This is a genomic window from Phaeovulum sp. W22_SRMD_FR3, assembly GCF_052113705.1.
In the GTDB taxonomy this organism is placed as follows: Bacteria; Pseudomonadota; Alphaproteobacteria; order Rhodobacterales; family Rhodobacteraceae; genus JBGQOG01.
On record NZ_JBGQOG010000022.1, the window covers coordinates 29,956 to 45,945 of the forward strand.

Annotated in this window: 9 protein-coding genes; 7 read left to right on the top strand and 2 right to left on the bottom strand. The window is 65.8% G+C overall.

The annotated features are described in order from the left end of the window. The first annotated feature begins 109 nt into the window (after positions 1 to 109). From ACEN2S_RS20020 to tal, 4 genes are all read left to right on the top strand, one after another. Positions 110 to 802 (top strand): TetR/AcrR family transcriptional regulator, encoded by a 693-nt coding sequence (locus ACEN2S_RS20020; RefSeq protein ID WP_441869756.1) that lies wholly within the window; start codon positions 110 to 112, stop codon positions 800 to 802. Beyond that, a complete protein-coding gene (locus ACEN2S_RS20025) occupies positions 780 to 2,033 on the top strand; it encodes an efflux RND transporter periplasmic adaptor subunit (RefSeq protein ID WP_441869759.1) in 1,254 nt (417 codons plus the stop codon). Before ACEN2S_RS20020 ends, ACEN2S_RS20025 begins: the two co-directional genes overlap by 23 nt. Positions 2,034 to 2,044: 11 nt before the next feature. Continuing rightward, positions 2,045 to 5,305, top strand: coding sequence for an efflux RND transporter permease subunit (locus ACEN2S_RS20030; protein ID WP_441869762.1), 3,261 nt, complete (start codon positions 2,045 to 2,047; stop codon positions 5,303 to 5,305). Between the two features lie 160 nt (positions 5,306 to 5,465). Continuing rightward, complete coding sequence (gene tal / locus ACEN2S_RS20035; RefSeq protein ID WP_441869765.1) at positions 5,466 to 6,410, top strand: transaldolase; 945 nt, start codon at positions 5,466 to 5,468, stop codon at positions 6,408 to 6,410. Between the two features lie 100 nt (positions 6,411 to 6,510). Here the strand turns inward: tal and gndA are convergent, their stop codons facing one another. Beyond that, on the bottom strand, positions 6,511 to 7,926 hold the full coding sequence (gene gndA / locus ACEN2S_RS20040; protein WP_441869768.1) for an NADP-dependent phosphogluconate dehydrogenase: 1,416 nt from the start codon (positions 7,924 to 7,926) through the stop codon (positions 6,511 to 6,513). Between the two features lie 89 nt (positions 7,927 to 8,015). After that, a complete protein-coding gene (locus ACEN2S_RS20045) occupies positions 8,016 to 8,807 on the bottom strand; it encodes a 3-methyl-2-oxobutanoate hydroxymethyltransferase (RefSeq protein ID WP_441869770.1) in 792 nt (263 codons plus the stop codon). Positions 8,808 to 9,083: 276 nt separating this feature from the next. Between ACEN2S_RS20045 and ACEN2S_RS20050 the strand changes: the two genes are divergently transcribed. The 3 genes from ACEN2S_RS20050 (at position 9,084) to ACEN2S_RS20060 (ending at position 15,820) form a co-directional block, all read left to right on the top strand. Further along, positions 9,084 to 11,597, top strand: a complete 2,514-nt coding sequence (locus tag ACEN2S_RS20050) for a methyl-accepting chemotaxis protein (protein ID WP_441869773.1) — start codon at positions 9,084 to 9,086, stop codon at positions 11,595 to 11,597. Between the two features lie 29 nt (positions 11,598 to 11,626). Further along, positions 11,627 to 13,252, top strand: a complete 1,626-nt coding sequence (locus tag ACEN2S_RS20055) for a chemotaxis protein CheW (RefSeq protein WP_441869776.1) — start codon at positions 11,627 to 11,629, stop codon at positions 13,250 to 13,252. A 102-nt stretch (positions 13,253 to 13,354) separates the two neighbouring features. Continuing rightward, positions 13,355 to 15,820, top strand: a complete 2,466-nt coding sequence (locus ACEN2S_RS20060; protein ID WP_441869779.1) for a methyl-accepting chemotaxis protein — start codon at positions 13,355 to 13,357, stop codon at positions 15,818 to 15,820. The last annotated feature ends 170 nt before the right edge of the window (positions 15,821 to 15,990 follow it).

Sequence of the window (15,990 nt, forward strand, 5' to 3'; positions counted from 1 at the left end):
CAACCTATGTCAGCGCGGGCGCCGGATGAAGCCCGCAAAAGCGCCTCCCTCTTGACCCATGCCGAAAGAATGCTATGTGAATGAGCGTTCATTCATCCCGAGGCCCGTGATGTCCTACGACTCTGCCGCCCCCTCATCCGAGCCGGAAACGGACGGCGCCGGGCCCTTGCGGCCAGAAAGCTCCGTTCCGGATTCGCGCAGCGCCGAGATCCTGCATGCCGTGCGGCAGGCCTTTGCCGAAAAGGGCTTTGACGGTGCCTCGATGCAGGATCTGGCGCGCGCGGTGGGGATGAGCGTCGGGAATTTCTACCGCTACTTCCCCTCCAAGGCTGACATCATCGCGCAGATGATCGCCATCGACATGCAGGAGCTGTCGGCGGAATTCGCGATGATCCTGCAGGCCCCGGACACGGTCGCCGCCCTGCGCCAGACCATCCGGCGCCACATGCAAGAAGAGCAATGCGACCAGGAAGGCGCGCTCTGGGCCGAGATCACCGCCGCGGCCGTCCGCAAACCCGACGTGGCGGCGCTGGTGCGGCAGATGGATCATCAGATCATCGACTATCTGGCGCAGATTTTTGCCAAGATTGCCGGGGTAACGCCCGCCGTGGCCGCCGCGCAATTCACCGCACACGGAACGCTGATCATCATGCTCTTCAAGGGCTGCATGATGATGATGCCCGGTGACCCGAAGGCACAGGCGGCGCTGCAGGCGCTGGTCCTGCGCACCATTGACTGCATTTTGAACGAAATTCTGGTATTGAGTAAGGAATTGCCGAATGACCCTGCCCCGCTGGACTGACTTCGCGGCCCTGATCGCGTTGGGGATGCTGCCCGTTGCGGCGGCGCGGGCCGAGACACCTGCGACCCCGCCCGCGCAGACAGCGCCTGTTCAGGCTGCCCCCGCTCAGGCCACCCCCGCCCAGACCGCCCCAACTCTGCCCGCCATTGTGGTGACACCGGTCACCCGCCAGCTGCTGCGCGACACCGTGCGCGCCTCCGGCTTCGTCGCGGCGGTGGAAGAGGTGCAGGTGCAGCCACAAATTCAGGGGCAGCAGATCGAAGCGCTGCTGGCCGATGTCGGCGATCAGGTGACCGCGGGGCAGGTGCTCGCCCGTCTCTCCGCCTCCGCGCTGGAGCTGCAGAAAAGCCAGCTGACCGCCAGCCGTGCCAGCGCCGCCGCCGCCATCGCGCAATCGCAGGCCTCGGTGATCGAGGCGCAGGCCAGCGCCGATGAGGCGAACCGGGTGACCGCCCGCACCAGCGCGCTGCGCACGCAAGGCGCGGTGTCGCAGGCCAATGCCGAAACCGCCACCTCCAACGCCGCCGCCGCCGCCGCGCGGGTCACCGCCGCCGAGCAGGGGCTGATCGCGGCCAAGGCGCAGCAGGCGCTGGTGGAGGCGCAGATTGCCGATATTGAGCTGCAACTTGCCCGGACCGAGATCCGGGCGACGGTTGCGGGCAAAATCGTCTCTCGCAATGCACAATTGGGCGGTATTGCAAGCACCTCGGGCGCGCCGATGTTCGTGCTGATCCGCGATGATGCGCTGGAACTGCGCGCCGAACTGGCCGAGCAGGATGTGATGAAACTCGCCCCCGGCCAGAAGGTCGAGATGACCGCCGTGGGGGGCGACAGCCTCACCGGCACGGTGCGGCTGGTCGAGCCGCTGATTGATGCCACGAGCCGGATGGGCCGCGCGCGCATCAGCATCGACGCGCCCGACGGCGCGGTGAACGGCACTGTGGTGACCGGCATGTTCCTCGACGCAACCATTCTGGTGGCCGAGCGCGAGGCCCTCGCGGTGCCGGTGACGGCGGTGGGCGCCTCGGACGGCGGCGCCACGGTGATGCGCGTCTCCGATGGCAAGGTCACCCGCACCAAAGTGGTGACCGGCATCCGCGACGGTGCCCGGATTGAGGTGGTTTCGGGACTGTTTCAGGGGGATAAGGTGGTCGCCCGCGCCGCCGCCTTCGTGCGCGACGGTGACCGCATCACCCCGGTCGAGGCGCAAGACGCGCCGCCGAGCAACTGAGGGGACATGCGATGAACTTTTCCGCCTGGTCCATCCGCAATCCCATCGCGCCGATCCTGATCTTCTTCATGCTGACCGTGCTCGGCTGGCAGAGTTTCAACACGCTGCCGATCACCCGGTTTCCGAACATCGACGTGCCCATCGTCGCCGTCACCGTCGCCCAATCGGGTGCCGCCCCGGCCGAGTTAGAGACACAAGTGACCAAAGAGATCGAGGATGCCGTGGCGGGCATCACCGGGGTCAAGAACGTCACCTCCACCGTCACCGACGGCGTCTCGACCACCGCGATTGAATTCCGCATGGAGGTGCCGACCGACAAGGCGGTGCAGGACACCAAAGACGCCATCGACCGTATCCGCGGCGATCTGCCCGGCGATATTGAGGCGCCCATTGTCACCCGCATTGATGTCGAGGGCCAGGCGATCATGACCTTCGCGGTCTCTGCCCCCGCCCTCTCCATCGAAGAGCTCAGCTGGTATGTCGATGACACGATCACCCGCGCGCTGCAGGGCCGCCCCGGCATCGGCCGCGTCGACCGCTACGGCGGCGCCGACCGCGAGATCCGCATCGAACTCGATCCCGTCAAACTCGACAGCTACGGCACCACCGCCGCCGCCGTCTCGTCTCAGATCGGCCTGACCAACACCGACCTGGGCGCCGGCCGCGCCGAGCTTGGCAGCGGCGAGCAGGCGATCCGCACGCTTGGCGATGCCGACACCGCCGCGCGCCTCGCGGCCACCACCATCGCGCTGCCCTCGGGGCGCTTCGTGCGGCTGGGCGACCTCGGTCAGGTCAGCGACACGCATGAGGAGTTGCGCAGCTTCTCGCGCTTCAACGGCGAACAGGTGGTGACCTTCTCGGTCTTCCGCGCCAAGGGGGCGTCCGAGGTTTCCGTGGCAAAAGTGGTGGATGAGACACTGTCTGGCCTGCGCCAGCAGCACCCCGAAGTGGCGATCACCCCCGTCGATGACACGGTCTATTACACCTATGGCAACTATCAGGCGGCGCTCGACACGCTGATCGAGGGGGCGGCGCTGGCCGTGCTCGTCGTGCTCCTCTTCCTGCGCAACTGGCGGGCCACGCTGATTTCCGCGATGGCGCTGCCGCTTTCGGCGATCCCCACCTTCTATGTGATGGATCTGCTGGGCTTCTCGCTCAACCTCGTCTCTTTCCTCGCCATCACGCTCGCCACCGGCATCCTCGTCGATGACGCGATTGTCGAGGTCGAGAACATCGCCCGCCACATCAAGATGGGCAAATCCCCCTACCGCGCCGCGATCGATGCGGCGGATGAGATCGGCCTTGCCGTCATCGCCACCACCTTCACCATCGTCGCGGTTTTCGTGCCCGTCAGCTTCATGCCGGGGATTCCGGGGCAGTATTTCCGGCAATTCGGCCTGACCGTCGCGATTGCCGTTCTCTTCTCGCTCATCGTCGCGCGATTGATCACGCCAATGATGGCCGCCTATCTGATGCGCGACAAGGATGGCGAGGCCGAGCATCAGGGCGACGGCTTTGTCATGCGCAACTATCTGCGCTTTGTCGGCACCACCCTGCGCTGGCGCTATGTCACCCTGCTCGGGGCCATTGGCGTGCTGGCGATCTCGGTCTTTTTCATGGTCCGCATTCCCGGCAGCTTCATCCCGCCCGAGGATGTCAGCCGCATCCCGATCAGCGTCGAGCTGCCGCCCGGCACCACTCTGGCGCAGACCGATGCCACCACCCAGGCCATGTATGCCCAGATCAGGGAGGTGGCGGGCGTCAAGGATGTCTTCGTGCTCGGCGGCTCCTCGCCCACCGGCGATCTCGACGTGCGCCGCGCCTCGGTGACGGTCATCCTGGACAAACTCGACCATTCGCTCTTGCGCAAATTCTCCGAGATTGGTCAGAAACTGCCGCTCCTCGGCCGCTACATCCCCGCGCCCGAAACCGAGGGCCGCACCCGGCCGCAAAGCGAGATCGAGGCCGAAATCTTTGACCGTCTGGCCCCGATCCCCGATCTGCGCGCCTTCAAGCTGAACGACCGGGGCGAGCGGGACATGTCCTTCTCGATCCTCTCCAGCAATGAGGCCGATCTGAACACCGCCGTCGCCCGGCTCGAGGGCGCCTTGCGCGCCGAACCGTTGCTCGCCGCCGTGGCCTCCGAAGGCGCGCTGCCGCGCCCCGAGGTGCAGGTGACGCCGCGCGCCGATGTGGCGGCCCGACTTGGCATCACCACCGCGCAGATCGCGCAAACGCTGCGGGTGGCGACTTTGGGGGATGGCGATGCGGCGCTGGCCAAACTCAGCATCGGCGACCGGCTGATCCCGGTGCGGGTGCGGTTGACCGATGATGCGCGCGGCGACATCGGCCGCCTCGGCGCGCTGAAGGTGCTCACCGCGAGCGGCGGCACCGTGCCGCTGAACGCCGTGGCCGACATCACGATTTCCGAAGGCCCGAGCATGGTCAACCGCCTCAACCGCGAGCGGCGCGCCACCATCGGTGCCAACCTGCCCGTGGGGGTGGCCCTTGGCACCGCCACCGCGCGGTTCAAGGAAATCACCGAAGCGACCGAGCTGCCCCCCTCCGTCCGCGTCACCGAATCCGGCGATGCCGAGGTGCAGGCGGAAATGGTGCAGAGCTTTGGCAATGCCATGCTGATGGGGCTGATGCTGGTCCTCTCGGTGCTGATCCTGCTGTTCCGCTCGGTCATTCAGCCCTTCACCATCCTCTTCTCGCTGCCTCTCGCCATCGGCGGCGTCGCGGCGGCGCTGATCGTCACCAATTCGGCGGTGTCGATGCCGGTGCTGATCGGCATCCTGATGCTGATGGGGATCGTCACCAAAAACGCCATCCTGCTGATCGATTTCGCCATCGAGATGCGCGCGCAGGGGATGGAGCGGTTCAAGGCGGTGCTCGAGGCCGGACACAAACGCGCCCGCCCCATCGTGATGACCTCGATCGCCATGTCGGCGGGCATGCTGCCCTCGGCAATGGGGGTGGGCGAAGGCGGCAGTTTCCGCGCGCCGATGGCGACGGCGGTGATCGGCGGCATCATCGTCTCGACCGTGCTCAGCCTCGTGGTGGTCCCCTCGTTCTTCCTGATCATGGATGACCTCTCGGGCCTGCTCGCCCGGCTTTTCTCGCGATTCATCGGCCCGAAAGAGGCGGAACCCGAGGCGCCGCCGCCGGAGGTTCTCGCCGCCGATATCGCAGCGCTGGAGCGGCGCGTCAGCGGGGTTGAGGGGCGGTTGCCGCCACCGCCGCATAAAACGCTGCATGTGGCCGAATAGGAAAACGGGCGGTGTGAACCGCCCTTTTTTCATCGTCACAGGCGGTTTTTGGCGCAAAAACGCGGTTTTGTCGTGACACTGTCGGACAGGAGGACTATTCCCGGAACCAGCCGAACGGGGGTCTCGTGCCCCCGCCGAAATTGCCAGAGGGGGCCCCGTCATGACCAATAAACTCGACCAGCTGCGCGACCTGTCCGTCGTTGTGGCCGACACCGGCGATATTGACGCCGTGCGCACGCTGAAGCCGCAAGATTGCACCACCAACCCCTCGATCGTGCTGAAAGCCGTGCAAAGCGCCGCCTTCGCCGATCACTTCGCCCGTGCGGTGGCCGCCGGCAAAGGCAAGGACAATGCGGTCCGCGTGATCGCCGATGATCTGACCGTCACCGTCGGCGCCGAATTGGCCGGCCTCGTGCCGGGCAAGGTCTCGACCGAGGTCGATGCGCGTCTGTCCTTTGACACCGAAGCCTCGATTGCCAAGGCCCGCGCGCTGATCGCCGCCTATGCCGAGCGTGGCATCGACAAATCCCGCGTGCTGATCAAACTCGCCGCCACCTGGGAAGGCATCGAGGCCGCCCGCGTGCTGGAAGCCGAAGGCATCGAATGCAACCTGACGCTGATCTTCTCGCTGGCGCAAGCGGTGGCCTGCGCCAATGCCGGAGCCTTCCTGATCTCGCCCTTCGTCGGCCGGATCACCGATTGGTACGGCAAGGCCACCGGCCAGACCTACACGCCGGAAACCGATCCGGGCGTGGCCTCGGTGCGCCGCATCTATGATTATTACAAATCGAACGGCATCAACACCGTGGTCATGGGTGCGAGCTTCCGCAACACCGGCCAGATCGAGGCTTTGGCGGGCTGTGACCGGCTCACGATCAGCCCGAACCTTTTGACGGAACTGCACGAAGCCTCGGGCGATCTGCCGCGGCTCCTCTCGGCAGACAAGGCCACCGGCATGGCGCCGATCCCGATGGGCGAGGCCGAGTTCCGCTGGGCGATGAACGAAGATCCGATGGCGACCGAGAAGCTGGCGGAAGGCATCCGCAACTTCAACATCGACACCGAGAAGCTCTATGCGATGATCGAGAAGGCTTTGGCGGCCTGAGATATTCCGGCGCCGGGGGCTGTCTGCCCCCGGACCCCCGAAGGAATTTTCGCCAAGAAGAAATGATAAGGCCCGGGGTGTTTATCCCGGGCCTTTTTGTTTAGCCGTGGCTGCCCCAGGGGCCGTGTTGACCGGCCTCGCCGGTGTCCACCCGCTCGAACCCATGCGCGCCGAAGAAGTCGCGTTGCGCCTGGATCATGTTGGCGGTGGAGCGGCCGGTGCGCATCATGTCGAAATAGGCCAGACCCGAGGCGAGGGCGGGCACCGGCAGACCGGCTTCGGCGGCGCGTGCCACCACCCGGCGCAGGGCATCATGGCCGGCCTTGAGATAGTCGGTGAAGCGGGGGGCGAACATCAGGTTTTGCCCCGGATGCGCGGTCAGCGCCGCCGCCATATCGTTCAGCATGTCCGAGCGGATGATGCAGCCCTCGCGCCAGACCTCGGCCACGGCGGGCAGCGGCAGGTTCCAGGCGAAAGCCTCCGACGCGGCGCTGAGGAGATCAAAGCCCTGCGCATAGCACAGGATTTTGCCCGCGATCAGCGCGGCCTCCAGATCGGCGCGGCTGAGCGCATCAGCGGGCAGGCGCGTCGGGGCGGCGCCAAAGATCGCCTCGCCCGCGCGGCGGGCCTCGAGACGCGAGGAGAGGTTGCGCGCGGTCACCGCCGCTTCGATCGCCGGGATCGCCGAGGCCAGATGCTGCGCCTCGATCACCGTCCAGCGGCCGGTGCCCTTCTGCCCCGCGCGATCAAGGATCATGTCGATCATCGGCTTGCCGGTTTTCGGATCGGTGGCCGCCGACACCTGGCCGGAGATTTCGACCAGATAGGAGCGCAGCACGCCCTCATTCCAGTCCGCGAATTGCGTGGCGATCTCGGGCGCGGCCAGGCCCATGCCGTCGCGCAGGATGCCGTAGATTTCGGCGATCATCTGCATGTCGGCATATTCGATGCCATTATGCACGGCCTTGACGAAATGCCCGGCCCCGGCCTCGCCCATCCAGGTGGCGCAGGGCAGGCCCTGATATTTCGCCGAAATCGCTTCCAGCACTTCCGAGACCCGGTCCCAGGCCGGTTTCGGCCCGCCACCCATGATCGAGGGGCCATGCCGCGCGCCCTCTTCGCCGCCCGAGACCCCGATGCCGAGGAACAGCTCGCCCTTGGCAGCGGCGGCTTCGGCGCGGCGGTTGGTGTCGTGGAAATTGGCATTGCCCGCGTCGATGATCAGATCATCCTTGCCCAGCAGCGGCCGCAGCGCCGCGATCTGCTCATCCACCGCCGGGCCTGCCGGCACCATCAGGATGATCGCCCGCGGCGGGGTCATGGCCGCCACCAGAGCCTCCAGCGACTCGGTCGGGGTGATCATCGGCGCGAGGTCGCCCGCCTGCGCGTGAAAATCGCGCGTCACCGCGGTGGTGCGGTTCCAGACCGCGATCGGGAACCCCTTTTCCGCGATGTTCAGCGCGAGCATCGCGCCCATGGTTCCCAGGCCGATCAGGCCAATGCTGCTTGAGGTCACGGGCAAACCCTCCGTTGCGACCGGGCCGGTTGGCCCCTTTCCCCCTTTCTAGCCCGCTCGCTCCGGCCTGCAACCCCGAAGCGTCAGCGCTAACGGTCGAGCCGGGCCAGAAACGCCTCAAACTCCGCATCCGGGATTGGCACCACATGTTCGGGGGCGGGATAGGCACCCGAGGCGACATCGGTACGAAATTCGGCAAAGGCGGCGATGCGTTCCGCCTGCAACCTGGCATATTCGGCGGCAAAATCGCGGTAGCGTTTGGCGTGGCGCGGCCGGTGCCCCCGGGTGCAGCCCAAGACATCCTCGGCAAAGAGATATTGCGCATCGGCCCCTGCCCCCGCGCCCATCCCCAGAAGAATGAGACCGGTGCGCCGGGTGATCTCGGCCGCGACGCGGTCCGGCACCACCTCCAGTTCGGCGGCAAAGGCCCCCGCCGCCTCCAGCGCCTGCACCGCGCGCCAGACCGCCTCGGCGCTCTCAGCGGTCTTGCCCACCGCCTTGAATCCCCCGGTCCAGGTGGCCTTGGACGGCACGAGGCCGACATGCCCCACCACCGGAATTCCCTCATCGGCCAGACCTTTGACGATGCTCAGACTGGCCGCGCAATAGACGCAATCGCCGCCGGTCTGCATCGCCCGATGAGCCGCGCGCAGATACTCCTCATAGGTGCAGAGCGTGCCATACAAGAGCCCGACCTGCACGAAACACCGCCCCGCCGCCTCCCGCATCGCGGGCGTCCAGAGCGGGTCGATGATCGACAGCATGTCGATACCCGCCGCCGCCGCCGCCCGCGCCTCCTCCGGCGTCTCGACATAGAGCATCGACAGTTGGCGCTTGCCCTTCAGGGCGCGCAGATCGGCAATGGTGGGGCGGGCAGCCATGGAATGTCCTTTCAGCTTCGGATGACAGCACCCGCCCCGGGCCGCCACCGCGGCGCCCCCGGCGGGCAACCGGTTGCGCGCAGCAAAGGCGCCCGGCGCCCCGCGGTAAACCGCGGGCTTGATGAAAACCCCGCAACATCGCGGCGCGGCGCCACAATCGCGCCTGAATTTTGCCGCCGTTAACGGCCCGTTCAGCGCCCGCCCGTATTTCTTGCGTCAGCCCGGACAGGGTTAATGCGATTCGGTCCGGACAGCCCCTGCTTGCGGAGAACTTCCATGACCGACGAATCCGAACACACCCTGCCGTCGACCCCCGAATCGGACCTGCCCGCCATGGTTGAGCCCGGCACCGCCAAAGCGCGCAAAGCGAAACCCGCCACCGCGCAGACGGCGCCCGAGACCGCCGCAGACATCCGGCCGCATGCGATGATCGAAATCGGCTTTTCGCAGGCCGGCATGATCGAAAGCGTCAACAAGGCGGCCGAACAGGCGCTGGGATACACGGCCGAACAGCTGATCGGCAAATCGCGCGACCTGATCTGCACCATGTGCCGCGATGACCCGAGCCGGCTCGATTCGCTGTGGAACGCCGCACTGGTCGGCGAAGAGCAGGTACTGCGGCTGGATATGATCGGTGCGGGCTCGAAGAACATCGTGCTTGAGGCCATTTTCTACACCGACGGTCAGGGCGGTCTGCGCATGCAGGGCCTGAACGTCTCGGATTACGTCGCCCGGGCCCGCGCGGTGCTGAACCGTGCCGAGGCGATGTCGGACGGCGCGCTGAAGGTTGAGCTGACCCCGGAAGGCGAGATCATCTCCGCCAACACCGCCTTCTGCGAGGCGCTGCATTATGCCGAAAGCGACCTGCTGGGCCTGAATTTTTCCACGCTGCGCACGCCCGCACGCGGCACGCAGCGCGATCTGATCTGGCGCCGGGTGCTGAACGGCCATCCCGAAGACACCATGCTTGAGCTGATCGCGCAGGACGGCAAAATCATCTATATGTCGGCCCGCAAACAGGCCTTTGCCGACCCCGAGCAGGGTCCGATCGTCATGATCGTGGGCCGCGATGTCACCGCCCTGCATGAGCAACAGGCCACCGCCAATGCTTTGGTGAATTCCGCCCTGCGCAGCCAGGCGGTGATCGAATTTGACCTCAAAGGCAATGTGCTGACCGCCAACGAGAATTTCCTGAAACTCACCGGCTACACGCTGGAAGAGGTGGTGGGCCACCATCACCGGATGTTCTGCGACGCCCAATACACCAATTCATCCGACTATGCCGAGTTCTGGGATCGCCTGCGCCGGGGTGAATTCATCTCGGGCGAGTTCAGGCGTCTGGGCCGGGGTGGGGTCGAAAAATGGATCAACGCCACCTATAATTCGGTGCTCAGCCCGGATGGCACGCCGATCAAATTCGTCAAATTCGCCACCGACATCACCGCCGACAAACTGCGCGCGGCGGAGTTTGAGAGCAAGGTCAACGCCATCAGCCGCAGCCAGGCGGTGATCGAGTTTGACCTCGACGGCAATGTGCTCACCGCCAACGAGAATTTCCTCGAAACCTTCGGCTATGCGCTGAAAGACGTTCAGGGCCATCACCACAGCATGTTCTGCGAACCGGCCCATGCCAATTCGCATGAATACCGTGCCTTCTGGCATCGTCTGGCCCGGGGCGAGTTTGAACATGGCGAATATCTGCGCCTTGCCCGCGGCGGCCGCGAGGTCTGGCTGAACGCCACCTACAACCCGATCTTCGACATCTCCGGCAAGCCGGTGAAAGTGGTCAAATATGCCACCGACATCACCGCCGACAAGCTGCGCAACACCGAGTTTGAAAGCCGTGTCGCCGCGATCAGCCGGGGGCAGGCCGTCATCGAATTTGATCTCGACGGGCGCGTGGTGGCGGTGAATGAGAATTTCCTGCGCGTCATGGGCTATTCCGAGCGCGAGATCCTCAATCAGCACCATTCGATGTTCTGCTCGGATGAGCATATCAAATCGCAGGAATACCGCGATTTCTGGCTGGCGCTGAACAAGGGCGAATTCCGCACCGGGCGCTATCACCGCATCGGCAAATTCGGCCGCGATGTCTATATTCAGGCCACCTATTCGCCGATCTTCGACACCAAGGGCCAGCCGATCCGCGTGGTGAAATACGCCCAGGATGTCACTGAACAGGTCAATCTGGAAAATGCCATCCGCGCCAAGGCAGGCGCAATGATCGAAACCGTCAGCCTGCTCTCGGGCTCGATCGCCGATATCACCGGCTCGACCTCGACCGCGCTCGGCCAGGCCAATCAGACCGAAGCCAATGCCAATGAAGGTGCCGAGGCGCTGAACAACGCCATCGAGGCGATTGACCTGATCCAGCGGTCCTCGGCCGAGATCTCGGAAATCGTCAAGGTTATTGCCGAAATCGCCAATCAGACCAACCTTCTCGCCTTCAACGCCGCGATTGAGGCGGCCCGCGCCGGGGAACATGGCGTCGGCTTCTCGGTGGTGGCCGATGAGGTGCGCAAACTGGCCGAACGCTCGTCCGGGGCGGCGCAGGAGATCACCAAGCTGATTTCGGAATCCGTTTCGCGCGTGACCCAGGGGACCGAGCGCTCGCAACTGGCCCGCGCCGCCTTCCAGCGCATCGTGCAAAGCGTGACGATGACCGGCAGCTCGATCGAGCGGATCTCGCATTCCGCCGATACCCAGCGCGATGTGTCCGAGAATGTCGTCACCCTGATCAATGAGTTGGCCGAAGCGGCCCGCGTCACCACCAAAAGCAAGGCCGCCTGAACGCCCGCGTCTTGCCAAGGAGCCCGCCGATGATCCACACCCCGCCGCCCTCGCCCTCGCTCCTGACCACCGCCACAGGCATTGTGGCGGCGGGCGAGGCGCCGAAAAGTCTGATCTTCGGCATCATGCGGCTCGGGCGGGCGCTGGTCGCCCTGCCCGCCGCCGCGATCCGCGAAGTGGTGCCCTGCCCGGCGGAACTCTCGGCGCTGGCCACCCCGTCGGATTGTCTGCGCGGCGCGATTGAACTGCGCGCCGAGGCGATCCCGGTGGTGGATGTGGCCCGCTACTGTGGCCAGGAGCCCTGCGGCGAGGGCAACCCGCTGGTGGTGATCCTCTGGCATGAGGAGCAGCTGGTGGGGCTGATGGCGGATGGTGTCTCTGACATTGCCACCATCCGTCCGCAGGACCTGCGCCCGCTGCGCCATGCCAGCATGGGCGGCAACCTCCTCGTCACCGGCACCTTCATGCTGGCCGGGCAACTGGTCAATGTGATCGACCCTTCCGCCATTCTGGCGCTGCCGGGGGTGCCGCATGTCGGCGCCGCCAACCATGACAATTCCGCCCTGGCGGGCCGCATCGTGCGCCCGAATGTGGTGTTCCGCTCGGGCGGCATCTGCCTCTCGGTGCCCGCGCATGAGGTGGACGCCACCGTCCCCGAAAGCCCGATCATCTCCAGCCCGCTGATGGTCGGCGATTGCGAGGGGATCTTGCACTATCACGGCCAGGAAGTGCCGCTGATCGACACTGTTTCGGCCTTTGGCATCGGTCATCCGCCGCCTCGGCCCCGCCGGGCCGCCGCCATCATCCTGCGTTTTCCCGATGACGGCCTCCTCGCGCTGCGCATCGACGAGGTGGTCGACATCGCCCGTCAGGATGAAAACGACATCCTCTCAATGCCGCCCGGCCTGATCTCGCGCGGGGATCTCTACCGCGGCATCTATGTGAACAAGGCCAATGAGCGGGTGCTGGTGCTCGATGCCGAAGCCTGCCGCGCCGAGCCGGATTTCCTGCAGCTGGCCAGCCTGACCAAACCCATCGGTGCCGCGCTGAAATCCGCCACCGCCGCGAAAATTTCCGCCACCGAAGGCCCGGCCCAGAGCGTCGAAGACGGCGCGCCGCAGCATTACCTGCTGGCCAATTGCGGGCTGCAATTCGCCACCCTCGTCGATGCGGTCTCCGAGGTCATCGGCCTGCCCGAGGCGGCGCATCATGCCAATCCCGGCGGCGATGGCTTTCTCTGCGCCATCAACCACCGCAACCGCGTGGTGCCGATCTATTCACTGGCCCGGCTGATGTGGGCCGAACCCAGCCGCGACACCACCCGCGCCGCCGTGCTTCTGGTGCGGATGGGGCAGGTCACCGTCGGTTTCGCGGTGAATGAGTTGCATTCCATCCGCCGCGCCAGCCTGTTCTCGCGTGGCAAGGGGGCGCATGGCATCCCCCGCACGATGGAGGCGCTCGACACGATCCTGCTGCAAGAGGGCGACCGTCGCCCCTGCGTGCCGGTGATTGATCTCACGGCCATCGCCCGGACTCTGGGCGGCGGCTTTGGCGGCGCGGCTGCCAGCGGCGGCGGCGGGCTTGATCCCGCCCTCGCGCAGGCTGCCGCCGAAAAGGCCGCCCTCGAAGACGCCTTCTTCAACGAAGCCTGGTAATCCCGCGGCGCCCCGGCCCCGGCCGGAGCGCCGCTTTTTGCGATCTGACCCCGTTAACCAGTATTCCGCATGTCGCGGCACCCCCGTTTCAGGAGACATCCAATGTCCAAGCCCGCCCTCCGCTTCAATGCCAAGTCCCTGTACTGGCGCGCGACCCTCGTGTCTTGTGTCGGCCTGGTCTTGCTCTGCCTCACCCTTGGTGCTCTGGACATCCGCTCCGAGCTGAAACTGACCCAGGCGCATCTCAGCAACCAGATCGAAGATTTCAACCCGGTTCTGGGCTATATCGCCGCGCAGAGCCTGAGCAGTGACGCGCCCGACATGGCCCGGCAGCTGCTGCAAAGCACGCTGGATCACTCCGACGGTCTGGTGACCGCAGCCTATATCACCCGCCTCGACGGCACGCCGTTCCTGACCCTCGGCGCCACCGCCGACACGGCACTGTTGCAGCCCCTCATCGATCAGGCGCGCAGCAGCAACGCCGCGGTCCTCAGCGCCGATGGCCGCAATGGCGCCCTGCCCGTCCATCTTGAAACGCCGGAGGGGAACGGCCCGACGCTGGGCTATCTCGCCACCTCCTGGACACCCGAGCCGCTGATCGCGGCGCATGCGCATGACACCGCCGTCAATGCCGGGCTGACCCTGATCGGGTTGGTGCTGGTGCTTGCCCTCTCTGCCTTTGGCATGAGCCGCCGCATCGCCCGCCCCGTCGCGCAGCTGACCGCGCTGACCGACCGCCTGCAGCGCGGTGATTTTGCCACCAGCTTTGGCGCGACCCACCGCCGCGACGAAATCGGCGATCTGGCCCGCGCGCTGGAAAACCTCCGCGACACGCTCGCCCGTTCGGCCGAATATGCCCGCGAAGCCGCCTTCAAGGCCTCGGCCGTCGAGGGCACCTCGGCCTCGCTGATGCTCGCCGACCGCGACTTCAACATTCTCTACACCAACCCCGCCGCGCGCGAGATCCTCGATCACCACGCCGCAGCGATCAAGGCCCGGGTGCCCCATTACGACCCGAAAAAGGTCGTCGGCTCGAACATGGACATCTTCCACGACGGGATCGAGCGCGCCCGCGCCCGGCTGTCGGACCCGAAAAACCTGCCCTTCCTCACCGGTCTGCGCTTTGGCCGCACCAACCTGACCATCGAGGTCAGCGCTGTCTACAACCAGAAGGGCGAGCATGACGGCTTTGTCGTCGAATGGAAGGATGTCACGGCCGAGCAGCGCAATGCCGCGATCATCACCGCCATCGACCACGATCAGCTGCGCGCCGAATTCTCGCCCGAGGGCAAGCTGGAGCTGGCCAATGCCACCTTCTGCAAGCTGCTGGGCATGACGCCAGACCAGGTCGCCGATCAGGACTTTTCGGCTCGGTTCCAGCACGAATCGGCCGCAGGCAAACCCGTCTTCGCCCGCCTGAAGGCGAATGAGCCGGTGCATGGCACACTGACCCTGACCCGCCCGGGTGCCGATCCCTTGCTGATCGACGGCGGCTTCAGCGCGATCACCGACCGCTCGGGCAAGGTGCAAAGCTATGTGCTGCTCGCCGCCGATGTCACCGCCCGCCGCACCGCGGAACGGGCCGTTGAACAGGCCCGCAGCGCCACGGAAGCGGCACAAAAACGTGTCGTGGAAGGTCTCTCTTCCGCCCTGAATGCGCTGTCGGACGGCGATCTGACCGTCTCGCTGAACGAGCGCTTTGCCGACGAATACGAAGGGCTCCGCGCCAATTTCAATCAGGCCATCGGCAAATTGCTTGAGGCGCTGCGCGCGGTCGTTGAAAGCGCCACGGCGATCAATTCCGAAGTGGCCGAGATTTCTTCGGCCTCCGACGATCTGTCGCGCCGCACCGAACAGCAGGCCGCCACGCTGGAGGAAACCGCCGCCGCGCTGGATGAGCTGACCTCCTCGGTCACCTCCGCCTCCGAAGTCGCCGGTCAGGCCCGCAAGCTGGTGAGCGAGGCCCGCGACCGCGCCGAAAGCTCGGGCCAGGTCGTGCGGCAGGCTGTGGATGCGATGGGCGCCATCGCCGAAAGCTCGGACAAGATCTCGAAAATCACCAGTGTGATCGACGAAATCGCCTTCCAGACCAACCTCTTGGCGCTGAACGCAGGCGTCGAGGCGGCGCGGGCGGGCGAAGCCGGGCGCGGCTTTGCGGTTGTTGCCTCCGAGGTCCGCGCGCTGGCGCAACGCTCCTCGGATGCGGCCCGGGAAATCGCCGATCTGATCTCCTCCTCCTCCGCCCAGATCCGCCGCGGCGTCAATCTGGTGGGCGAAGCCGGTCAGGCCATCGGCTCGATCGAAGACTACGTCCGGCAGATCTTTGGCTCGGTCAACGAAATCGCCGCCTCCTCCACCGAGCAGAGCGCCGGTCTGGCCGAGATCAACATCGCGGTGAACCAGCTCGATCAGAACACTCAGCAAAACGCCGCGATGTTCGAGGAAACCTCGGCCGCCAGCCAATCGCTGCGCGGTCAAGCCGAGGTGCTGGCCGAGATGGTGCAGCATTTCAGCATCGGCGCGGCGGGCGCCAGCCGGGCGGGCAGCTGGTCGGACCGGGCCGCCTGAGCCGCACCCGCCCATGAAGAAACGCCGCCCCATCGGCTGACACAGCAGAGGGGGCGGCGCACGCAAACGGTTTGGGGGCCCTGCGCCCCCTTAACCAAGTCTTCAGTTTCACAGGAAAATTGGGTCAAATTCGTGGTATAGACTCAGGTCAGATATTCATCTGACGAAAG